Annotated in this window: 16 protein-coding genes; 5 read left to right on the top strand and 11 right to left on the bottom strand. The window is 63.5% G+C overall.

What is annotated here, in order from left to right:
- Positions 1-393 precede the first annotated feature (393 nt).
- Positions 394-1,638, top strand: a complete 1,245-nt coding sequence (locus KNN17_RS22460) for a Fic family protein (protein ID WP_274619757.1) — start codon at positions 394-396, stop codon at positions 1,636-1,638.
- Between the two features lie 106 nt (positions 1,639-1,744).
- Here the strand turns inward: KNN17_RS22460 and KNN17_RS19850 are convergent, their stop codons facing one another.
- Together KNN17_RS19850 and ychF are read right to left on the bottom strand one after the other, a co-directional pair.
- On the bottom strand, positions 1,745-2,248 hold the full coding sequence (locus tag KNN17_RS19850; RefSeq protein ID WP_241710586.1) for a hypothetical protein: 504 nt from the start codon (positions 2,246-2,248) through the stop codon (positions 1,745-1,747).
- Between the two features lie 1,575 nt (positions 2,249-3,823).
- Positions 3,824-4,909, bottom strand: a complete 1,086-nt coding sequence (gene ychF / locus KNN17_RS19845) for a redox-regulated ATPase YchF (RefSeq protein ID WP_078108300.1) — start codon at positions 4,907-4,909, stop codon at positions 3,824-3,826.
- Positions 4,910-5,032: 123 nt separating this feature from the next.
- Between ychF and rmuC the strand changes: the two genes are divergently transcribed.
- Positions 5,033-6,265: a DNA recombination protein RmuC gene (gene rmuC / locus KNN17_RS19840; RefSeq protein ID WP_241710585.1), complete on the top strand. Its 1,233-nt coding sequence runs from the start codon at positions 5,033-5,035 to the stop codon at positions 6,263-6,265.
- A 16-nt stretch (positions 6,266-6,281) separates the two neighbouring features.
- Here the strand turns inward: rmuC and KNN17_RS19835 are convergent, their stop codons facing one another.
- Positions 6,282-7,367 carry a 4-hydroxy-3-methylbut-2-enyl diphosphate reductase gene (locus KNN17_RS19835; protein ID WP_241710584.1) on the bottom strand — a complete coding sequence of 362 codons (1,086 nt, stop codon included), beginning with the start codon at positions 7,365-7,367 and terminating at the stop codon, positions 6,282-6,284.
- Positions 7,364-8,245 (bottom strand): hypothetical protein, encoded by an 882-nt coding sequence (locus KNN17_RS19830; protein ID WP_241710583.1) that lies wholly within the window; start codon positions 8,243-8,245, stop codon positions 7,364-7,366. Before KNN17_RS19830 ends, KNN17_RS19835 begins: the two co-directional genes overlap by 4 nt.
- 339 nt (positions 8,246-8,584) lie before the next feature.
- Here KNN17_RS19830 and xseA point away from each other — a divergent pair, with 339 nt between their 5' ends.
- Positions 8,585-9,868, top strand: a complete 1,284-nt coding sequence (xseA, locus tag KNN17_RS19825; protein WP_241710587.1) for an exodeoxyribonuclease VII large subunit — start codon at positions 8,585-8,587, stop codon at positions 9,866-9,868.
- 3 nt (positions 9,869-9,871) lie between these two features.
- Positions 9,872-10,132, top strand: coding sequence for an exodeoxyribonuclease VII small subunit (locus KNN17_RS19820; protein WP_241710582.1), 261 nt, complete (start codon positions 9,872-9,874; stop codon positions 10,130-10,132).
- Here KNN17_RS19820 and KNN17_RS19815 read toward each other — a convergent pair.
- The 7 genes from KNN17_RS19815 to KNN17_RS19785 form a co-directional block, all read right to left on the bottom strand.
- Positions 10,129-10,983, bottom strand: coding sequence for a PPK2 family polyphosphate kinase (locus tag KNN17_RS19815; protein ID WP_241710581.1), 855 nt, complete (start codon positions 10,981-10,983; stop codon positions 10,129-10,131). The genes KNN17_RS19820 and KNN17_RS19815 overlap by 4 nt on opposite strands.
- 50 nt (positions 10,984-11,033) lie before the next feature.
- Positions 11,034-12,254, bottom strand: a complete 1,221-nt coding sequence (locus tag KNN17_RS19810; RefSeq protein WP_078108262.1) for a pyridoxal phosphate-dependent aminotransferase — start codon at positions 12,252-12,254, stop codon at positions 11,034-11,036.
- Between the two features lie 229 nt (positions 12,255-12,483).
- Positions 12,484-13,428, bottom strand: coding sequence for an ABC transporter substrate-binding protein (locus KNN17_RS19805; protein ID WP_241710580.1), 945 nt, complete (start codon positions 13,426-13,428; stop codon positions 12,484-12,486).
- Positions 13,425-14,171, bottom strand: coding sequence for an ABC transporter permease (locus tag KNN17_RS19800; RefSeq protein WP_241710579.1), 747 nt, complete (start codon positions 14,169-14,171; stop codon positions 13,425-13,427). The genes KNN17_RS19805 and KNN17_RS19800 overlap by 4 nt, the downstream gene beginning before the upstream one ends.
- Entirely contained in the window at positions 14,168-14,878 is a 711-nt protein-coding gene (locus KNN17_RS19795; RefSeq protein WP_241710578.1) for an ABC transporter permease, read from the bottom strand. Before KNN17_RS19795 ends, KNN17_RS19800 begins: the two co-directional genes overlap by 4 nt.
- Positions 14,878-15,963: an ABC transporter ATP-binding protein gene (locus KNN17_RS19790; RefSeq protein ID WP_274619756.1), complete on the bottom strand. Its 1,086-nt coding sequence runs from the start codon at positions 15,961-15,963 to the stop codon at positions 14,878-14,880. The genes KNN17_RS19795 and KNN17_RS19790 overlap by 1 nt, the downstream gene beginning before the upstream one ends.
- Positions 15,964-16,100: 137 nt before the next feature.
- A complete protein-coding gene (locus tag KNN17_RS19785; RefSeq protein ID WP_241710576.1) occupies positions 16,101-16,559 on the bottom strand; it encodes an NUDIX hydrolase in 459 nt (152 codons plus the stop codon).
- Between the two features lie 56 nt (positions 16,560-16,615).
- On the opposite strand from KNN17_RS19785, the gene KNN17_RS19780 reads away from it, so the two are divergent.
- The gene (locus KNN17_RS19780) at positions 16,616-17,659 is read left to right on the top strand and encodes a pirin family protein (protein ID WP_241710575.1); all 1,044 of its coding nucleotides are present in this window, start codon (positions 16,616-16,618) and stop codon (positions 17,657-17,659) included.
- The last annotated feature ends 52 nt before the right edge of the window (positions 17,660-17,711 follow it).

Here is a 17,711-nt window from a genome sequence, read left to right as displayed (position 1 = left end):
ATCCCCCTAGGTCCGGTTCTCGTCATCACGGGTGGCCATAGAACGGCCCCTCTCTGCACGTTGCGTTCATCATCTCAGAGCGCTCCGAAGTCGCCACGGACTTGACGATGACTCGCATTCGCTGTCGCCGGCCACGACGTCAGGGGCCTCCCGTTGTCCCGGTGCCGCGAACTCTCGGAGGAACTCGCCGGGACCTGGGTTCCCCCGTTGAATCTCTCCCGTCACCGCAGACAGTGATCCCGCGGAGCAATGCTTCTGCGTATGGAGGCGACCAGAGGCCGAGGTGGTGGCGTGGCCCTCAATCAATATCTAAATGAGAGAATCCGTAGCGGATTCTTACGCTTAGGAGTATAAATGTAAGAATCCACGAGAGATTCTTACAGTTAGGCGATCATGGATCAGCCTGAGCACGGCGACGGCACCTACGGGCACGTCACCCTGGGCCGTGCATTGACCTGGCGGGCGGGCGAGTATGAAACCTACGAGTGGACCGGGACCCAGGACGCCTTCCACACCAGCAACTATCTGTCCGGGATGGCCGGGCAGCCATACGAGGCGTTCATCCCTTCGACTATCGCAAAATCGGCCTACCTCCCCTCTCCCGGGGTCGCAGCCCTGGCCGAGGAAGCCACCCAGGAGATCAGCCGGTTCGACGAACGTTACGGCAAGCACCTGCGCCCGTTCGTGTCCCTGATGCTGCGCAGTGAATCAGTCGCCTCCTCCCAGATCGAAAACCTGACCGCCAGCGCCCGCAGCCTGGGAGAGGCCGAGCTCGGTGTGGCAGACAAGGCCAACGCCACCTTGGTCGTCCGCAACGTCCGGGCAATGGAGACAGCGCTGGCCGCCGCCGACCACCTGACGCCCGAGAGCGTCCTGGACATGCACCGGGCCCTGATGGACGGCACGTCCGACGCCGACGTCGCCGGACACTGGCGCGAGCAACAGGTCTGGATCGGCACCAGCCAATACAGTCCAATCGGCGCCGAATTCGTCCCGCCGCATCACATCCGCGTCCCGGCGCTCATGACGGACGTCATGGACTATGCCCGGCGCCAGGACCTCCCGGCGATCGTCCAGGCCGCCATCGCGCACGCCCAGTTCGAGACCATCCACCCGTTCACCGACGGCAACGGCCGCACCGGACGGGCCTTGCTGCACGCCACGCTCAAGCACCGAGGCGTGGCCTCGCACGTCACTGTCCCCGTCTCCGCCGGGCTGCTCGCCAACGTCGGCGGCTATCACGCTGCTCTCAGTGCCTTCCGGGCCGGGGACCCGGAGTTGATCATCACCGTGACTTCGGAGGCCGCGTTCCGGGCCATTGAGAACGGCACGACCCTTGCCAACGACGTCGTCGCCATCACCGAGGGCTGGGCCGACAGGATCACAGCGCGCCGCGACTCGGCTGTGTGGCCGGTCCTGGATCTTCTTGCCAGCCAGCCAGTCGTCAACGCAGCGGTTCTGGAGTCCAAGCTCGGCCTCGACTACATGCGCCAGAAGCGCGCCCTGGACGCCCTGGAGGAAGCCGGGATCGTCGTCGGCGTCGGTAAATACAAAAGAGGCCGGTTCTGGCGGGCGCCTGACATGCTGGCAGCTCTGGACGCATTCGCGGAACGTGCCGGGCGGCGCGGCCGTAGCTGAGCGAATCGAAGGGGCGGTCCTTTGCCCGGATACGGAGTTATTGGGGGTTATTGGCATTTTCCTACTATTTCCGCGGCCAAGAAGACTGGACTGGCCGCACCTTCGCCTAGGCATCGTGTCGTTCTCCCTCGCGAAACTTCTCGAGTTGGTGGTTAAGTGCCCGAATCCTGCGGGCTCTCCGCCGAATGCCGACCTCACCGGTCACCGCCATGACCGCATACAAAACCGCACTTATCCAGTAAAACCAAGCACCGCTTGGGTCAATCACCGAGTCATAAACATTCAGTGCGATGCAACCAGCCATCAAGACCGGCAGCACCCAGCGGCCCACTGCCAGACCCCGGCGCCTTCGTTCAAGGGCAGGACCCCAATCTGCGAACAGACTGGCCGCGGGAAGTGTCCCAGTGCGCAGCGCCAGCTCTATTGTCGCGCTCTGCTCGTCGCTAAGATTGTCGGGGTTCTTGACGGTATCCGGCGTGAACAACGGAAAAAAGAAAAGGAACACCGTTATCGTCACGGCATAGATCGCTCCGCTCGGCCATACCTGACCCCGGAATGTTGTCTCGGGATTCAAGACCGCTCCAACGGCGACGAAAAGCTGGGACGCCATCAGTCCCTGAAGGGCCGTGGCTCCCCAGAAAGACGGTCGGGCAATCGTCCGTCTCCACGTCTTATTCATCAGATCCAGGCCCCCAAAGGTCATCGACCATGCCACCGTTCTTGGAAGAGGACTCTACGCCGCCCGGCCGGGCGACAACAGCGACTTGGTGGCAGGTCCAACCAAGATCTGCCCTTTTCCGTGCAAGCCGGTCGCTCGTCGTCGAAGGTCAGCCGCACCCATACCGGGACCGCCTGGTGCGCGCGCACGGCACGGGCCCAGTCGATCCCCGTATCGGGGACCACGACCGGATCCGGTTCGGGTTCGCCGCTCTGATTCAGTCCGCTCACGGCTGGATCATGGCACCAGGGACTGACAGTGTCTTGCATTAGTCGTCGGTATCGTCTTCTACATCGTTACCAGGCGCCCACGCGTCAAGCTCGACGACGGCAACCACACTTTCCCATTGGCAGCGTAATCGGAGCCACAGTTGTCCGGCTGAACTCGGCAGCGATCCACGTTCGGATCGTCACGGACGGGTTTCGACGGTAGGCCTCCGTTGCGAACGGACTGGGTCTCGGGACTGCCCCGGATTTCGTTGACTCAAGGAGTCAAGCAAACCCGGGGCGGTCCCAGACCAGGTCCCTAGCCCTGATAAAACTGGGTCGGCACTTGCGTCGACAGGGCGTTGGCGGCGGGTGACATTGCAGGGAAGGCCGTGCCGGCACGGACAGGTCGGTTCGGACCACGAGAAGTGCGAAGGCGTTGGCATCGGATTCGGGGCCTCTGCGGGAAGCAGCGGAGCCTCGGCCGCAGGGTTCGCCGGGGTTCAACCACCGTAGCTACACCCAGTTATGGGGAGTCATCGGGGTCTTTCCTGCAAGCGGCTAATACCGCAAAAACTTTCATCGCACGCAGCTGAATCTGCCCCGTCACCGCGCTTTTTTCACGCCCGACCCATCCTCGTCGTAAACCTGCGTATGACCTCGGAAACTCGGTTCTTCTCCCACATGAGCGAGTTCAGTGGGATCCCCTGCTGGTGGATGGGTTGGTCCAGCGGCAAGGAAGGATTGTCCTGCCTCCAGGAACCCAGAATCTCAACGACGTCATGGCCAAGTGCTGAGGCGTTTTCCAACCTGATGAGGTCTTTAAGTGTGATCCATGCCGCCGACGCGCAAAATTCCGGTGTGTATCCCGGTGATGCCAAGCGCTCCTGGGTCCGGTGTTGGACCGGCAAGCTCCATGGCAGCCCTGTTTCGCCAGTCAGTACTAACGGTATGAACACAAATTACAACCGAAATCGACAGATCTACTACCGGCCAGGCTCTTCGCCGCGTCGTGTCATGAGACCAGAAGATCCAGTCCTCCGGGCAAAAACCGCTTCTGAACTGGGAAAACAAAGGAGCCAGGCGTTCTAAACGCCTGGCTCCTTCATTCTTCAATATGGTGGAGGCACCGGGACTCGAACCCCCGAACCCACTGCTTGCAAAGCAATAGCGAAGGGCCGCCCGCGGGAAGGCGGGGCTGGACAGATTTTCTGACATCCAGCGTGACTAAACTGACCCACGTTAAACGAGCCCGCCAAGGTTAGACGTTGAAGCGGAACTCCACCACGTCGCCGTCGGCCATGACGTATTCCTTGCCTTCGATACGCACCTTGCCGCGGGACTTGGCCTCGGCCATCGACCCGGCGTCGATAAGGTCGTCGTAGGAGACAACTTCGGCCTTGATGAATCCGCGCTGGAAATCCGTGTGGATGACTCCGGCGGCCTGCGGCGCGGTGTCGCCCCGGTGGATGGTCCAGGCGCGGGCTTCCTTGGGACCGGCGGTGAGGTAGGTCTGCAGTCCGAGCGTGTGGAAACCGACGCGTGCCAACTGGTCCAGGCCGGATTCGTCCTGGCCATTCATCTCAAGCATCTCGCGGGCTTCTTCCTCGTCGAGTTCGACGAGATCGGATTCCAGCTTGGCGTCGAGGAAGATGCAGTCCGCCGGCGCCACCATGGCGCGCAGTTCCTCTTGCTTCTCCGGGTTGCCGAGGATTCCTTCGTCCGAGTTGAAGACGTAGATGAAGGGCTTGGCCGTGAGGAGGCTGAGCTCCTTGAGGTGCTCCATCTCGAGCTTGTCGCTCTTGATGGAGGAGAAGATCGTGTCGCCCCGTTCCAACACGGACTGGGCTGCCAGGATCGCAGCGAGTTCGGCAGCTTCCCGCTTCTTGATCTTGACTTCTTTTTCGATCCGGGGAATGGCCTTTTCAATCGTTTGGAGATCGGCCAGGATCAGTTCGGTGTTGATCGTCTCAATGTCAGAGCGGGGATCGACCTTGCCATCGACGTGGACAACGTCGGGGTCGTCGAAGACGCGGATGACCTGGGCGATGGCTTCTGCTTCGCGGATGTTCGCCAGGAACTTGTTGCCCAGGCCTTCGCCTTCGGAGGCGCCCTTGACGATTCCGGCGATGTCAACGAACGAGACGACGGCGGGCAGGAGGCGCTGCGATCCGAAGACCTCCGCCAACTTCTGCAGGCGCGGATCCGGGAGGTTGACGACGCCGACGTTTGGCTCGATGGTGGCGAACGGGTAGTTCGCGGCCAGCACCTGGTTGCGGGTCAGTGCGTTGAAAAGAGTTGATTTGCCGACGTTGGGCAGTCCGACGATGCCAATAGTAAGAGCCACGAGCATTGATTCTACCCGTTGAGTGCCCCTGTCCGCTTTGCGGGGAAGAACCCGGGAGCCCACGCCCCGGTGCCGTGACCCGGCTTCGCTAAATTGTCCTACCCCTATGCCAAGGTTGGAAGCATGGATGGTTTCGCAGTAATTCTCGCTTTGTTCATGCTTCTTCTCGGAGGGGCCGCCGGTGTGGTGGCCGGCTTCGTCCTGTTCCGGCGCCGGAATGCGGCGCTCGAAGAAGATTTCGACGGCGTCTCGGCCCGGCTTGCCTCGGTGAACGCCCAGTTTGCCGCGGCCGACGCCGAACGGCGCCTTCTGCTGTCGCAGAACCGTGAACTGAGCGAGTCCAGGAACCAGGATGGCAGTGTATTGCGTGCCCTCGCCCCGGTCGCAGAGAAGCTGACAGCCGTCCAGCAACAGGTCTCCCTTCTGGAACGGGATCGTTTGGAGCAGTACGGCCAGCTTGCCCAGCAACTCCAGGAAGCCCGGCTGTCCGATGAACAACTGCTGCGCTCAACGCACGCCCTTGCCTCCGCCCTCCGGTCCAACAGTGCGAGGGGCCAGTGGGGTGAAGTCCAGCTGCGCCGGGTGGTGGAAGCCGCCGGCATGCTGCGCCACGTCGATTTCCACGAGCAGGTGCACTCCGCTTCCGCCGACAATGCCATCCGGCCGGATCTTGTGGTCCAGTTGCCGGGTGGAAAGCAGTTGGTAGTGGATGCAAAGGTTCCGCTGGCGTCCTACCTCGCTGCCCAAGAACAAGGCAGCACAGGACATGGCGACACCAAGCACTCCGCGGAGAACGGCATCCTGTCGACGGGCAATAGCACTGATGCCCTGCTGACCGCGCATGCGAAGGCGCTCAAGTCCCACGTGGATGCCTTGGGATCGAAGAAGTACTGGGACATCCCCGGCAACTCACCCGAGCTGGTGATCTGCTTCCTGCCCGCGGAATCCATCCTGGCCGCGGCCCTCGAAGCGGACCCGGCACTGTTGGATCACGCATTGTCCAGGAATGTGGTGCTCGCGTCCCCCGGCACCTTGTTGGCAGTTCTCAAGTCCGTTGCCTTCACGTGGCGCCAGGACGTCTTGACGGACAACGCCCGGGAACTCTTCGAGCTCGCCCGGCAACTGTACGAACGGATGGGCACTCTCGGTGACAACGTGGGCAAATTGGGTTCGTCGTTGAAGACCTCGGTGGATCGCTACAACGCACTCGTCGGAACGCTCGAAGCACGCGTTTTGCCGACGGCACGGAAACTCAATTCCATGGACACCGACGGCCTGGTGTCACCGCCGGCGGTGGAAGCAGTACCGCGGACCCTCGCCGCACCCGAGTTGATCGAAGGAGAATCCGCGGCCTGAGGGCCTTCGGCCCCGACTACGAGTTCGGCCGGTTCCCGCGTCCGCCCAGGGCGCGTGTGACGTCTCCGGCCTCTTTGAGGGTGGCGCGCAGTTCCTTCGGCAGGGAGAACAGCAGGTCTTCCTCCGCCGTCACCACCTCTTCGACCGCACCGTAGCCGTAATCGGCCAGCAATCGGAGAACGTCCTGGACCAGGACCTCGGGAACGGAAGCACCGGAAGTTACGCCCACGGTGGCGACGCCTTCGAACCAGCTCTCGTCCACCTCGTTCGCGAAATCGACCCGGTAGGAGGCTTTGGCGCCATACTCAAGCGCCACTTCGACGAGCCGCACGGAGTTGGAAGAGTTCGCAGATCCCACAACGATGACGAGGTCAGCTTGCGGGGCAATCTTCTTGATGGCCACTTGACGGTTGGTGGTGGCATAGCAAATGTCGTCGCTGGGCGGATCCTGCAACGTGGGGAACCGCTCCTTGAGCATCCGGACGGTTTCCATCGTCTCGTCGACGCTCAGGGTGGTTTGCGAAAGCCAGATGGTCTTCTCCGGATTGCGCACGGTGACCTTGTCCACTTCGTGCGGACCGTTGATGATCTGGATGTGGTCCGGGGCTTCGCCCGCCGTTCCTTCCACTTCCTCGTGACCGTCGTGGCCGATGAGGAGAATGTCGTAGTCTTCCTTGGCGAAGCGGACGGCTTCGCGGTGCACCTTCGTGACAAGCGGGCAGGTGGCATCGATGGTGCGCAGGCCGCGGTCTTCGGCAGACTGCACGACAGCCGGGGACACGCCATGGGCGGAGAAGATCACCAGGGCGCCTTCGGGTACCTCGTCCGTCTCCTCGACGAAGATGGCACCCTTCTCCTCCAGCGACGTGACCACGTGCACGTTATGCACGATCTGCTTACGCACATAGACCGGCGGACCGTAGTGTTCCAGCGCCTTCTCCACTGCGATGACTGCGCGGTCGACACCGGCGCAATATCCGCGGGGTGCCGCGAGCAGGACTCGTTTGGGGCCGGAAACCGGAGCGGCGGCCAGCACCTCTTCCGGCGTCCGACGCCTACGCGGGACAGAGGGCATCGGAATGGAAACTGCTGAGCTGGTCATCCCTCCATGCTACCGGCAGCATTCGCCCGCACGCTCGGCCTCGTCTTGCGGGAGAAGAAGATCACGACGAGCAGGCCGAGAAGCACAAACACTCCCGCGGCAATCCATGCGTTGGTGATCCAGCCGGTGAAATTGTCGACCGACGCCGCCACCAACTCCCGCGCGAAAAGCCCACCCGTGGCGGTTCCACCCAGGCCTGCATCGCCTGCGCCCTTCAGTACGGTCGTCGCCACTTGCCACAACGCCGCGACGGCGGCCAAGCCCAGTCCGGCGAACAGGAGAACCACGCCCCTGCGCTTAGCGGCCAGCAGCCCCAGGGCAAACAGCAGGACGGCGCCGAGGCCGGGGATCCACCACATCGGGGCGTACGCCGCGATGGCGTCCACCTGTTGGCGCTGGGCGGGTCCCCCGATGTTGATCACGGTGGAGTCCGGCGTCGAAATCGGGAGGCCGGTTGCCGCGTGCAGCCGGTCCGCGGCGATCTTGACCAGGGGCCCGACGTCGAGCACCAGGGATGTCCCCGAGGTCGAGTTCCCGGGGCCTCCGTTGCCCGTGAAATTCAGTTGGTGGCTCCGGCGTACGGTTTCATTCCACGCTTGCGGGTATTCGGGCCATGTGGTCATTGCCGTGGCCGCGTCCTTGAGGAATGAAGCACCAAGTTGTTCCACGGGCGCCGGTAGATTGACTTTTGATTCAAGGCTTGCGACGGCGGTGGCAGCCAGGCGGGCCTGGAACGACTGGTCCTTCCCGATCGGCGCGGTGAGCGCCACAAACCCGTCTTCCCGGACGATATTGACGTCCGTCCATGCCATAGGGACGGCGATTCCTGTGAGCAAAAGGGCAAAGATCACTGCGATTGCAGAGACGAACGTACGCAATGGATTCCTCAAGATTGGAGTGCAGCAGTTCCAGGCGGAGCGACGACGGGTAAATGTCGGTCATGCATGCTACAAGGTATGGATAGAGTTGGAAGCCTGCCGCCGGCTTTCCGGTAGCGATTTTCAGTAGCACTGGTAGCAGCAGTGCTTCCGGCACCCCTTAGCAAAGTACCAGCGAGGACGGAACCATGCACAAGCCACCCGCAGGAGGCTACCCGCGTGTCCCATGATGCCCTACCCGGCGGCGCGCCGCGGGCGTTGCCGATTTCGGGCCTCCCCGACGCCGGAGCCCGGGAAGAGACGTCCTCCGGGGAAGAATCCACGAAGGCAGAGTCAACCCTGCCCGCGACGGCGTCGGAGACAAGTCCCGACAATCCTTGGCCGCTGCAGCTGCTGTCCCGCAAGCTCAAGACTCACATAGAACGCGCCCCGGCAGCCTGGATCGAAGGCCAGGTCATCGAACTCAACCGGCGCGGAAGCAGCGCTTTCGTGACGCTGCGGGACACCGACGCCGAAATCTCCTTGCCGGCGTCCCTGTGGTCCAATGTCCTGGACCGCCAGAAGATGCCGCTTGAGCGTGGCTCACGCGTCGTGGCCCTGGTGAAACCCGAATTCTGGCTCAAGACCGGTCGGCTCAACATGTCCATCAAGGACATCCGTCCCGTCGGCCTCGGCGATCTCCTCGCGAGGATCGAGCGCTTGCGCCAAGCCCTTGGCGCCGAAGGGCTGTTTTCGGACACGAGGAAGAAGCGGCTGCCCCTCCTCCCCCACCGGATCGGGCTTATCACGGGCCGCGATTCGGACGCCAAGAAGGACGTTCTGCGCAACGCTGCCCTTCGCTGGCCCGCCGTCGAATTCGCCGTCCGGGAGGTTGCAGTCCAGGGCGTCACCGCAGTCAACCAGATCCTGGCTGCGCTCAAGGAACTCGACGCCGACCCGCACGTGGATGTGATCGTGATCGCCCGGGGCGGCGGAGCCCTGGAAGACCTGCTTCCGTTCAGCAACGAGGAACTGGTCCGGGCAGTCTCCGCGGCGACCACCCCGGTGGTCAGCGCTATCGGCCACGAAGCAGACCACCCCATCCTGGACGATGTCGCCGACCTTCGCGCTTCCACGCCCACCGATGCCGCGAAGAGGATCGTCCCTGACGTCGTCGAGGAATTGGCGACGGTACGTCAGGCCCGCGAGCAGCTACGCCGCGGCGTCGGCCGCTTGGTGGACCGCGAAACGGATCGACTCCACGCGTTGAGATCGCGACCTGTACTGGCGTCACCCGAGGGAATGGTCACGGCACGGGAAGAGGACATCGAGCGCCTCCGGAAACATGCACACACCGCGGTGAGCTCCGCGGTTGTCCGCGCCCTTGACCAAGTGCATCACCTCCGCGCCCAGGTACGGGCGTTGTCCCCCCAAAAAACGCTCGACCGCGGGTACGCCGTCGTCCAGGTTGCCGGGGCGGACGGGGTGGGCCACGACGTCGTCCGGAGCCCGGACCAAGCCCCTGAAGGCACTGGACTGACCCTTCGGCTGGCGGAAGGCCGCCTTGCCGCCGTATCTTCCGGATCCTCCGAATCGTCCGGAACTGCCGCCCACCCGAGCAAGCACCAGCAAAACGAGGACTAAGAAATGACAGCAGAAAGCACATCCCCTGCAGCCAAGGCTACGGCTGAGAACCTGGACGCCCTCAGCTACGAGGAAGCCCGTGAGCAGCTCGTGGCCGTTGTCGGCCGCCTTGAAGCGGGTGGAGCGAGCCTTGAGGAATCACTCGCCCTCTGGGAACGCGGCGAAGCTCTTGCGAAGCGATGCGAGGAGTGGCTGGAGGGCGCCCGCAGGAGGCTGGCCGCGGCCCGGAGCAAGGGCGACGACGACAGCCCGACCGCCGGCTAGGAGCGGACGGCCAGGGCCCGTTCCGCCGACACGTCGAAGTCGGCAGCGGGCCACGCCAGGTCCAGCTTTTCGAGGGCCTCCAGGAGAAGTTCCTGGACAGCGATCCTCGCAAACCACTTCTTGTTCGCCGGAACCACATACCAAGGCGCCACTTCGGTTGAGGTTTTCTCGAAGACGAGTTGGTAGGCCTCCATGTAGGAATCCCAAAACGCGCGCTCCTTGAGGTCGCCGGTGCTGTACTTCCAGTGCTTGGACGGGTCGTCCAAGCGCGCAAGCAGGCGTTCCTTCTGTTCATCGCGGCTGATGTTGAGCATGACCTTGACGATCGCCGTGCCTTGTTCGGCGAGGCGTGCCTCGAACTCATTGATGGCAGCATAGCGCCGCTCCAGTTCGGCCTCGTTGGCCCAACCGTGCACCCGGTGAATCAGCACATCCTCATAGTGCGAGCGGTCAAAGACCCCGACGAATCCGGCGTCGGGAAGGGACCTCTCAACCCGCCAGAGGAAATCGTGGGCTTTCTCCTCGTCCGTTGGAGCCTTGAACGGAGCAACCTTGACTCCTTGGGGATCCATGGACCCGACGACGTGCTCGACAATCCCACCCTTGCCCGCAGTATCCATGGCCTGGAGGATCAGCAGCACGCGTTTGGACGATCCGAACTTTCCCTCCGCAAAGAGCATCTCCTGCAGTTCGTCCAAGCGTTCGTCCTGGGCGGCAAGCAACGCGACGCCGTCAGACTTCTTCCCTTTGTAGCCCGGCGTGGATTCCGGGTCCACACCGGACAGCAGGAAGCCCGGCCCGGCCTTCAGTTCCTTCGACGGACTGTGCTTGAAACGCACTGCAGCGGCCATGTGGGCTTCTCCTCTGGTCTGGCCGCAGTCGTCGCGGCCTGCACAACAGGCTAGTTCCCTTGGTACCGGCCGAGGAAGTCCGCCATGCGGCCGATCGCTTCTTCAATATCCTTGACGTTTGGCAGGGTCACCATGCGGAAGTGGTCCGGACGCACCCAATTGAAGGCCCGTCCGTGTGAGACGAGGATCTTCTGTTCCCTGAGCAGGTCGAGGACGAATTTCTCGTCGTCGCGGATGCGATAGACCTCGGGGTCCAACTTCGGGAACAGGTAGAGGGCTCCCCTGGCCTGTTGTGTGCTCACGCCGGGGATGGCATTGAGCAGGTCGTAGGCTTTGTTCCGCTGTTCAAGGAGCCTGCCGCCGGGCAGGATGAGATCGTTGATGCTTTGGTGGCCCCCGAGGGCGGTCTGGATGGCATGCTGTGCCGGCACGTTGGCGCACAAACGCATGTTGGCGAGCAGGTTGATGCCCTCGAGGTAGTCTGCGGCGTCCTTCTTGGGACCGGAGATGGCCATCCAGCCGGCACGGTAGCCGCACACCCGGTAGGCCTTGGACAGTCCGCTGAACGTCAGGCAGAGGACGTCGTCGCCGGTGAGCGCGGCAAGGTTCACATGGACGGCGTCTTCGTAGAGGATCTTCTCGTAGATCTCGTCGGCGAACACCACAAGGCCGTGCTTTTCGGCCAGTGCCACGATCTTCTTGAGGGTCTCCTCCGGGTACACGGCACCCGTGGGGTTGTTGGGGTTGATGACCACGATGCCCTTGGTTTGCGGCGTGATCTTGGATTCCATGTCCTCAAGGTCCGGCTGCCAGCCCGATTCTTCGTCACACAGATAGTGGACCGGACGGCCGCCGGCCAGTGCTACCGAGGCGGTCCAGAGCGGGTAGTCGGGAGTGGGGATGAGAATCTCGTCTCCCACTTCCAGCAACGCCATGAGCGACATGGTGATGAGCTCGCTGACGCCGTTGCCAAGGTAGATGTCGTCAACGTGGATGTTTTGGATGCCACGGGTCTGGTAGTACTGCGAAACGGCGGTACGGGCCGAGAAAATTCCGCGCGAATCGCTGTAACCCTGGGCATGGGGCAGATGGCGGATCATGTCCACCAAAATCGCGTCCGGCGCTTCAAATCCGAACGGTGCCGGGTTTCCGATATTCAGTTTGAGGATGCGGTGACCCTCTGCCTCCATCTGCTGGGCGGCCTGAAGAATCGGTCCACGGATGTCGTAAAGGACATTATGAAGCTTGGTGGACTGCTTGAATTCTGCCATTCATCAAATATGCCACACCGGGGATGTACTTCCGTTGAGACATCACTCACATTGACGACGACGGCGGCGAGGCCCCCACAAGGGTTCCTCGCCGCCGTCGTCCTTTGCACGGGCCTCCGCCGCCTGGGCCCACGCCACCGAGGGGCCCCAATCGAGCTTGCGAGTTTTGGGGAGGTGGCGGGGAGGGTTCCCTGGACGAGCGGAGCGAGGCGAGGGAGGCGGTGGGGACTTACTTCACGATCCCCTTGTCCTTGAGCCAAGCGGCTGCGGCATCCTTGGGATTCTGCTTCTGGTTGCCGCTCACGGCGCGGTTGAGGTTGATGAGGTCGTCCGTGGTCAGAATCTTGGACACGTTGTTGAGCGCTTGCTTCGCCTTGTCCGTCATCTTGGCCATGTTGTACAGCGGGAGGACCTGCTGGGCCTTGAAGTTGTTCTTGGGGTCATCCAGGACAACCAGCGCGTTGTCCTGGATGGACGGCGTGGTGGTGTAGATGTCGGCAACCTGGACGTCGTTGGAAAGCAGCGCCTGCAGTGTCAGGTTGCCGCCTCCGTCGCTGAACGGCTTCAGGCCCTTGAGCACGCAGTTGTAGTTGGCCTTGAGGCCCGGGAGTCCGTAGGCGCGGGTCTCAAAGGTTGCCGGTGCCGCAATCGTGAAGTCTCCACAGTTCTTGGCGAGGTCTTCGATGGACTTGAGCTGGTACTTTTCCGCCGTGGCCTTCGTGACAACCATGGCGTCCTTGTCTTCGGCCTTGGCGGGGTCGAGTACTCCCAGGCCCTGCGGAAGCTTCCCGGGAAGCGCCTTGTAGACGTCGTCGGCGGAGACCTGCGAGGCGTTGGTGTCCAGGTAGGACAGGAGGTTGCCGGAATAGTCGGGGGCGAGGTCGATCGAACCGTCCTGGACCGCCTTGAAGTAGATTTCGCGGGATCCGATATTGGGCTTCGTCGTAGCGGTGACGCCGGCGGCGTTCAGTGCTCCGGCGTAGATTTCGGCGATGACCTGGCTCTCGGGGAAATCTGCCGAGCCCACGACGAGCGAGCCACCGGCCCCGGAGGGGGCGTTGGTGGACGGGCTGGACAGCGGGCTGCCGCCACATGCGCTCAATGCAAGCGCAATGCCGACGCCGGCCGCCAGGCCGCCGAGCCCGCGGCGGGTCAGGGTGACGGGTTGCTTCATGCGGTACCTCCTTGAACGGCAGCCCCCGCTGGTGCGGTGGCTGCGAGATCTCCGGCGGCCTTGTGGCCGCCGTGGGAATCGATGGAAAGCCCGGGCGGGAGGAGCATCCTCTGCGCCAAGGCCAGAACGAGGTCGACGGCGATTGCCAACGCCGCGATGAGCAGTGACCCGCCGAGCATGCGGGGGAAGTCCTGAAGGACCAATCCGTCAAAAAGATAACGCCCCAGGCCGCCCAGCGGAAGATACGCCACCACGGAAACCGTTGCGATGACTTGGAGGACCGCAGTGCGGATGCCGCCGAACATGACTTGGAGTCCGTTGGGCAGCTCCACACGGAACAAGATCTGGAGTTCTGTCATGCCCATGGCCCGGGCACCGTCAACCACCGTCGGATCCACGCTGGAAATCCCCGCGTAGGTCCCGGCCAGGAGGGGCGGCACGGTCAGGATGACCAGGGCCCAGACGGGTGGCATGAGACCGCTCCCGGCCAACAAGGCGAAGAGTACAAGCAGGCCAAGGGTGGGAAGGGCCCGCAAAGCGCCGGCAAACGCCACGGCAACGACGCGCCCGTGCCCCGTGTGGCCGATGAAGAGACCCACCGGCACGGCGATGGCCGCGGCAATCACCAGCACCAGCCCCGAGTACTGCAGGTGCTCCACGAGCCTCGTGGCGATTCCGTCGCTTCCTGACCAGTGGGCCGGATCCGTGAGCCACGCGATGGTGTCAACGAAGATGTTGCTCATCGGCCTGCCTCCGCGTGGACCCGGGCATCAGCGATGAACTGCGCTGTTTTGCCATCCTGCTTGGCGGTGACCGCACCGACCCGCGTCCAGGGCGTCAGCAGCTTCTCCAGAAGGACCAGGACGGTGTCCATGACGAGGGCCAGCAGGAGGATCGCGATGATGCCCACCACCACCTCTGTGACGAACGCCCGCTGCAGCCCGTCAGTGAACAGCATTCCCAAGTTCCCGACGCCCAGGAGCGCGGCGACGCTCACGAGGGAGATATTGCTGACTGACACCACGCGAAGGCCCGCAAACAGCACCGGCAGGGAGAGCGGAAGGTCGATCTGCAGGAAGCGTGCGGTCGGCTTGAATCCCATGGACACAGCCGCCATGCGGAGGTCGTCGTCCACGGAATCGAAGGCGTCCATGGCAGCCCGCACCAGCAGGGCAACGGCATAGAGGGTGAGGGCGACCACCACATTGAGCGGATCCAGGATCCGGGTTCCCAGGATCGGCGGCAGGATGATGAAAAGCGCCAGGGAAGGAATGGTGTAAAGCAGCGAACTTCCCGTGGTGACCACGGCCCTGAGGGTACGGTTCCGACGGGCCAGCTGCCCCAGGGGCACCGCGATGAGCAGTCCCAAAACCATGGGAATCAAAGCCAGGATGAGGTGCTCGCCGGCCCGTTCGAAGACCATGCCGCTGTTCGCCAGGAACCATTCCATCAGGGGGCGTCCTCCCGGTTGTGCCGGGTCACTTCGATCAGGGCCAGCACTTCATCGGCTTTGAGGACGCCGACGAGCCTGCCGTCGTCGTCAACCACCACGCCAAGGCCGGAAGGCGAGGACAAGGCGGCATCCAGCGCCCGGCGGAGCGTATCCCCGCGCCGGAACAAAGAGCCTCCGGGAATCAGCCCGGCACCGTCGCGTGGCGAGGCCCACCCCAGGGGCCGGGAGTCGCCGTCGAGCACCAAGGCCCATTCTGTGCTCCCCGCGGCAACCTGCGGGACCTCCACCGTCTTGACCGGATGTACCGGAACAGCTTCGGCGCCGTTGAAGGCAAGGTGCCGGAATCCCCTGTCGCGGCCCACGAACGAGGCGACGAAGTCATTGGCAGGGGCCCGGAGGATCTCCTCCGGTGCCGCGTATTGCGCCAGTTTGCCTCCGACGGCGAAGACGGCCACTTTGTCACCGAGCACGGTGGCTTCGTCGATGTCGTGGGTCACGAAAACAATGGTCTTGGCCAGTTCGCGCTGCAGCCGCAGGAGTTCCTGCTGGAGTTCGTCGCGGACTACCGGGTCCACGGCGCTGAAAGGCTCATCCATGAGCAGCACGGGTGGGTCCGCCGCGAGCGCACGGGCTACCCCGACGCGCTGCTGTTGGCCGCCGGACAATTGGGACGGGTACCGCTTGCCGAGCACCGAAGCCAGCCCGACGACGTCGAGCAGCTCTTCCGCGCGTTTGCGGGCTGCCGCCCTGGAAACGCCGTTGAGCCGTGGAACGGTGGCAATGTTGTCCAGGACCGAACGGTGCGGCATGAGTCCCGAAGACTGCATGACGTAGCCCATGGAGCGGCGCAACTGGGCGGCAGGTTCGTTCGAAACATCCTTGCCGTCCACGGTGATGGTGCCCGAGGTGGGATCCACCATGCGGTTGATCATCCGCAGGGACGTGGTCTTTCCGCAGCCCGAGGGCCCGACGAAAACGGTGATGGCACCTTTGTCGATGGACATGCTCAATCCATCAACGGCGGGTTGCCCACCCTGATACTGCTTGGTGACGCTCTGGAACTCAATCATGGCTTCAGCCATTCCGGGGCTTACCTAACTTTTCGGGCCGCAAATATCAACGATGGAAGTCAATCAACAGTGAACTGATGTTCTACAGCCTAACCAGCGCCACCGACGATGTCAGCGCAGGCGCGAAGACCGTAATGAATCGGCAATGCTCAGGGCGACTGCAGTTTTCCGTTGAGTGGCCGCTCGCTGTGCAGGCGGAGGCCGATGTCCACCAGCGATACCCGGTTCAGTCCGGGAACCTTGCCCAGCGGCACCCATGCGGCGTGGGTGGTGCTGCCGTCTATTTCGTGTGTCAATTCTCCGCCCGTGATGCTCGCCTCGTAGACCAGCCGGATGGCCTGGAAATCACGGTCGGATCCGTCCAGCCGCTCTTCACCCGGCCAGTGGCCGACGTCGATTCCGAGCATCGGCCCGATATCGGCGTCGTACCCGGTTTCCTCTTGGATCTCGCGGCGACAGCCGTCCACGGGATGCTCCCCCAGGTCCAGGCCTCCTCCGGGAAGGGTCCACCCTTCCTTGCCGTCTTGCTTCCAATAGGCGAGGAGGATCGCTCCGTCGCGGATGACCACTCCGTACGCGGCCGGGCGGGTGTCGAACTGGATGCTCATGGAGCCAGCCTAGGCCTAAGCTGGAGGGAACACCGTTCAGCACAGGGAGTTGCATTGTGACCAACTTGGAAACGGCCCCGTCGCAGGAAGTCTGCCCGGCCGGACATCCCGGGCAACGACCCTTTGTGCAGCTCTGGCCGGCCCGCGAGGTTCCCCTCGGCGGCGTCCGGGCCATGAATGTCTCCCGCACCCTCCCCCAGCGCGGGATGCCGACGGTAGGAGCCTGGTGTTTCCTCGACAGCTTCGGCCCGGATCGCGTCGCAATGAGCGTCCTTCCCCACCCGCACATGGGATTGCAGACTGTCACCTGGCCCCTCGACGGCGAGGTGCGGCACCGCGACAGCGTCGGCAGCGACGTCGTGGTCCGTCCCGGGCAGTTGAACATCATGACGGCCGGCCGCGGCATTTCGCATTCCGAGTTCGGCGTCCTCCCGGCAGGACTCGACCCGAACGCGCCCGACGGCGGCGCTCTCCTGCCGCTGTCCCGCGGCCTGCAGTTGTGGGTCGCTTTGCCCGACGCCGTAAGGCACCGGGCGCCGTCGTTCCAGCAGATCGTGGACCTTCCGGTGGTCGCCGCCGACAGTTTCACGGCGATTGTGCTCGTGGGTGAATTTGCCGGACAACGCTCCCCCGCGATCATGTATAGCCCGATAGTCGGCGTCGAAGTCTCAGCCTCGGGCGCCGTCGAGATGCCGCTGAATCCCGGTTTCGAGCATGCCGTCCTGGTCCTGGACGGCTCCGCGGTGATCGACGGCCAAGAAGTCGACCCCGGTCCCCTGGCCTTCCTCGGCATGGGCCGGGAATCGCTCCGGCTTGAGGCAGCTCCGGGAACCCGCTTCATGCTCCTGGGCGGCAAACCCTTCGAAGAGGACATCCTGATGTGGTGGAACTTCGTGGGCCGGACGCACGAGGAAGTGGAGCAGGCCCGCGAAGACTGGGAAGCCCAGGCCCTCCTGAACGACGAGGATGCCCGCAATGCCCGATTCGGCTGGATCCACGGCCACGGGCCCGACGCCGGAGCTGAAGCCGGGCGCATCGCCGCACCGCCCATGCCGGGAGTCCAGCTCAAGCCGAGGTCCCGGAACAGGGCTACTGGCTAACGGTCCCGACACCCAAATGGCGTGGCGACACAGAGCAGGGCTCGGGACTCCG

The sequence above is a fragment of the Arthrobacter bambusae genome (assembly GCF_022606295.1).
Lineage (GTDB): Bacteria > Actinomycetota > Actinomycetes > Actinomycetales > Micrococcaceae > Arthrobacter > Arthrobacter bambusae_A.
Note: the sequence above shows the minus strand (reverse complement) of the source record. Positions and strands in the feature narration are given on the sequence as shown.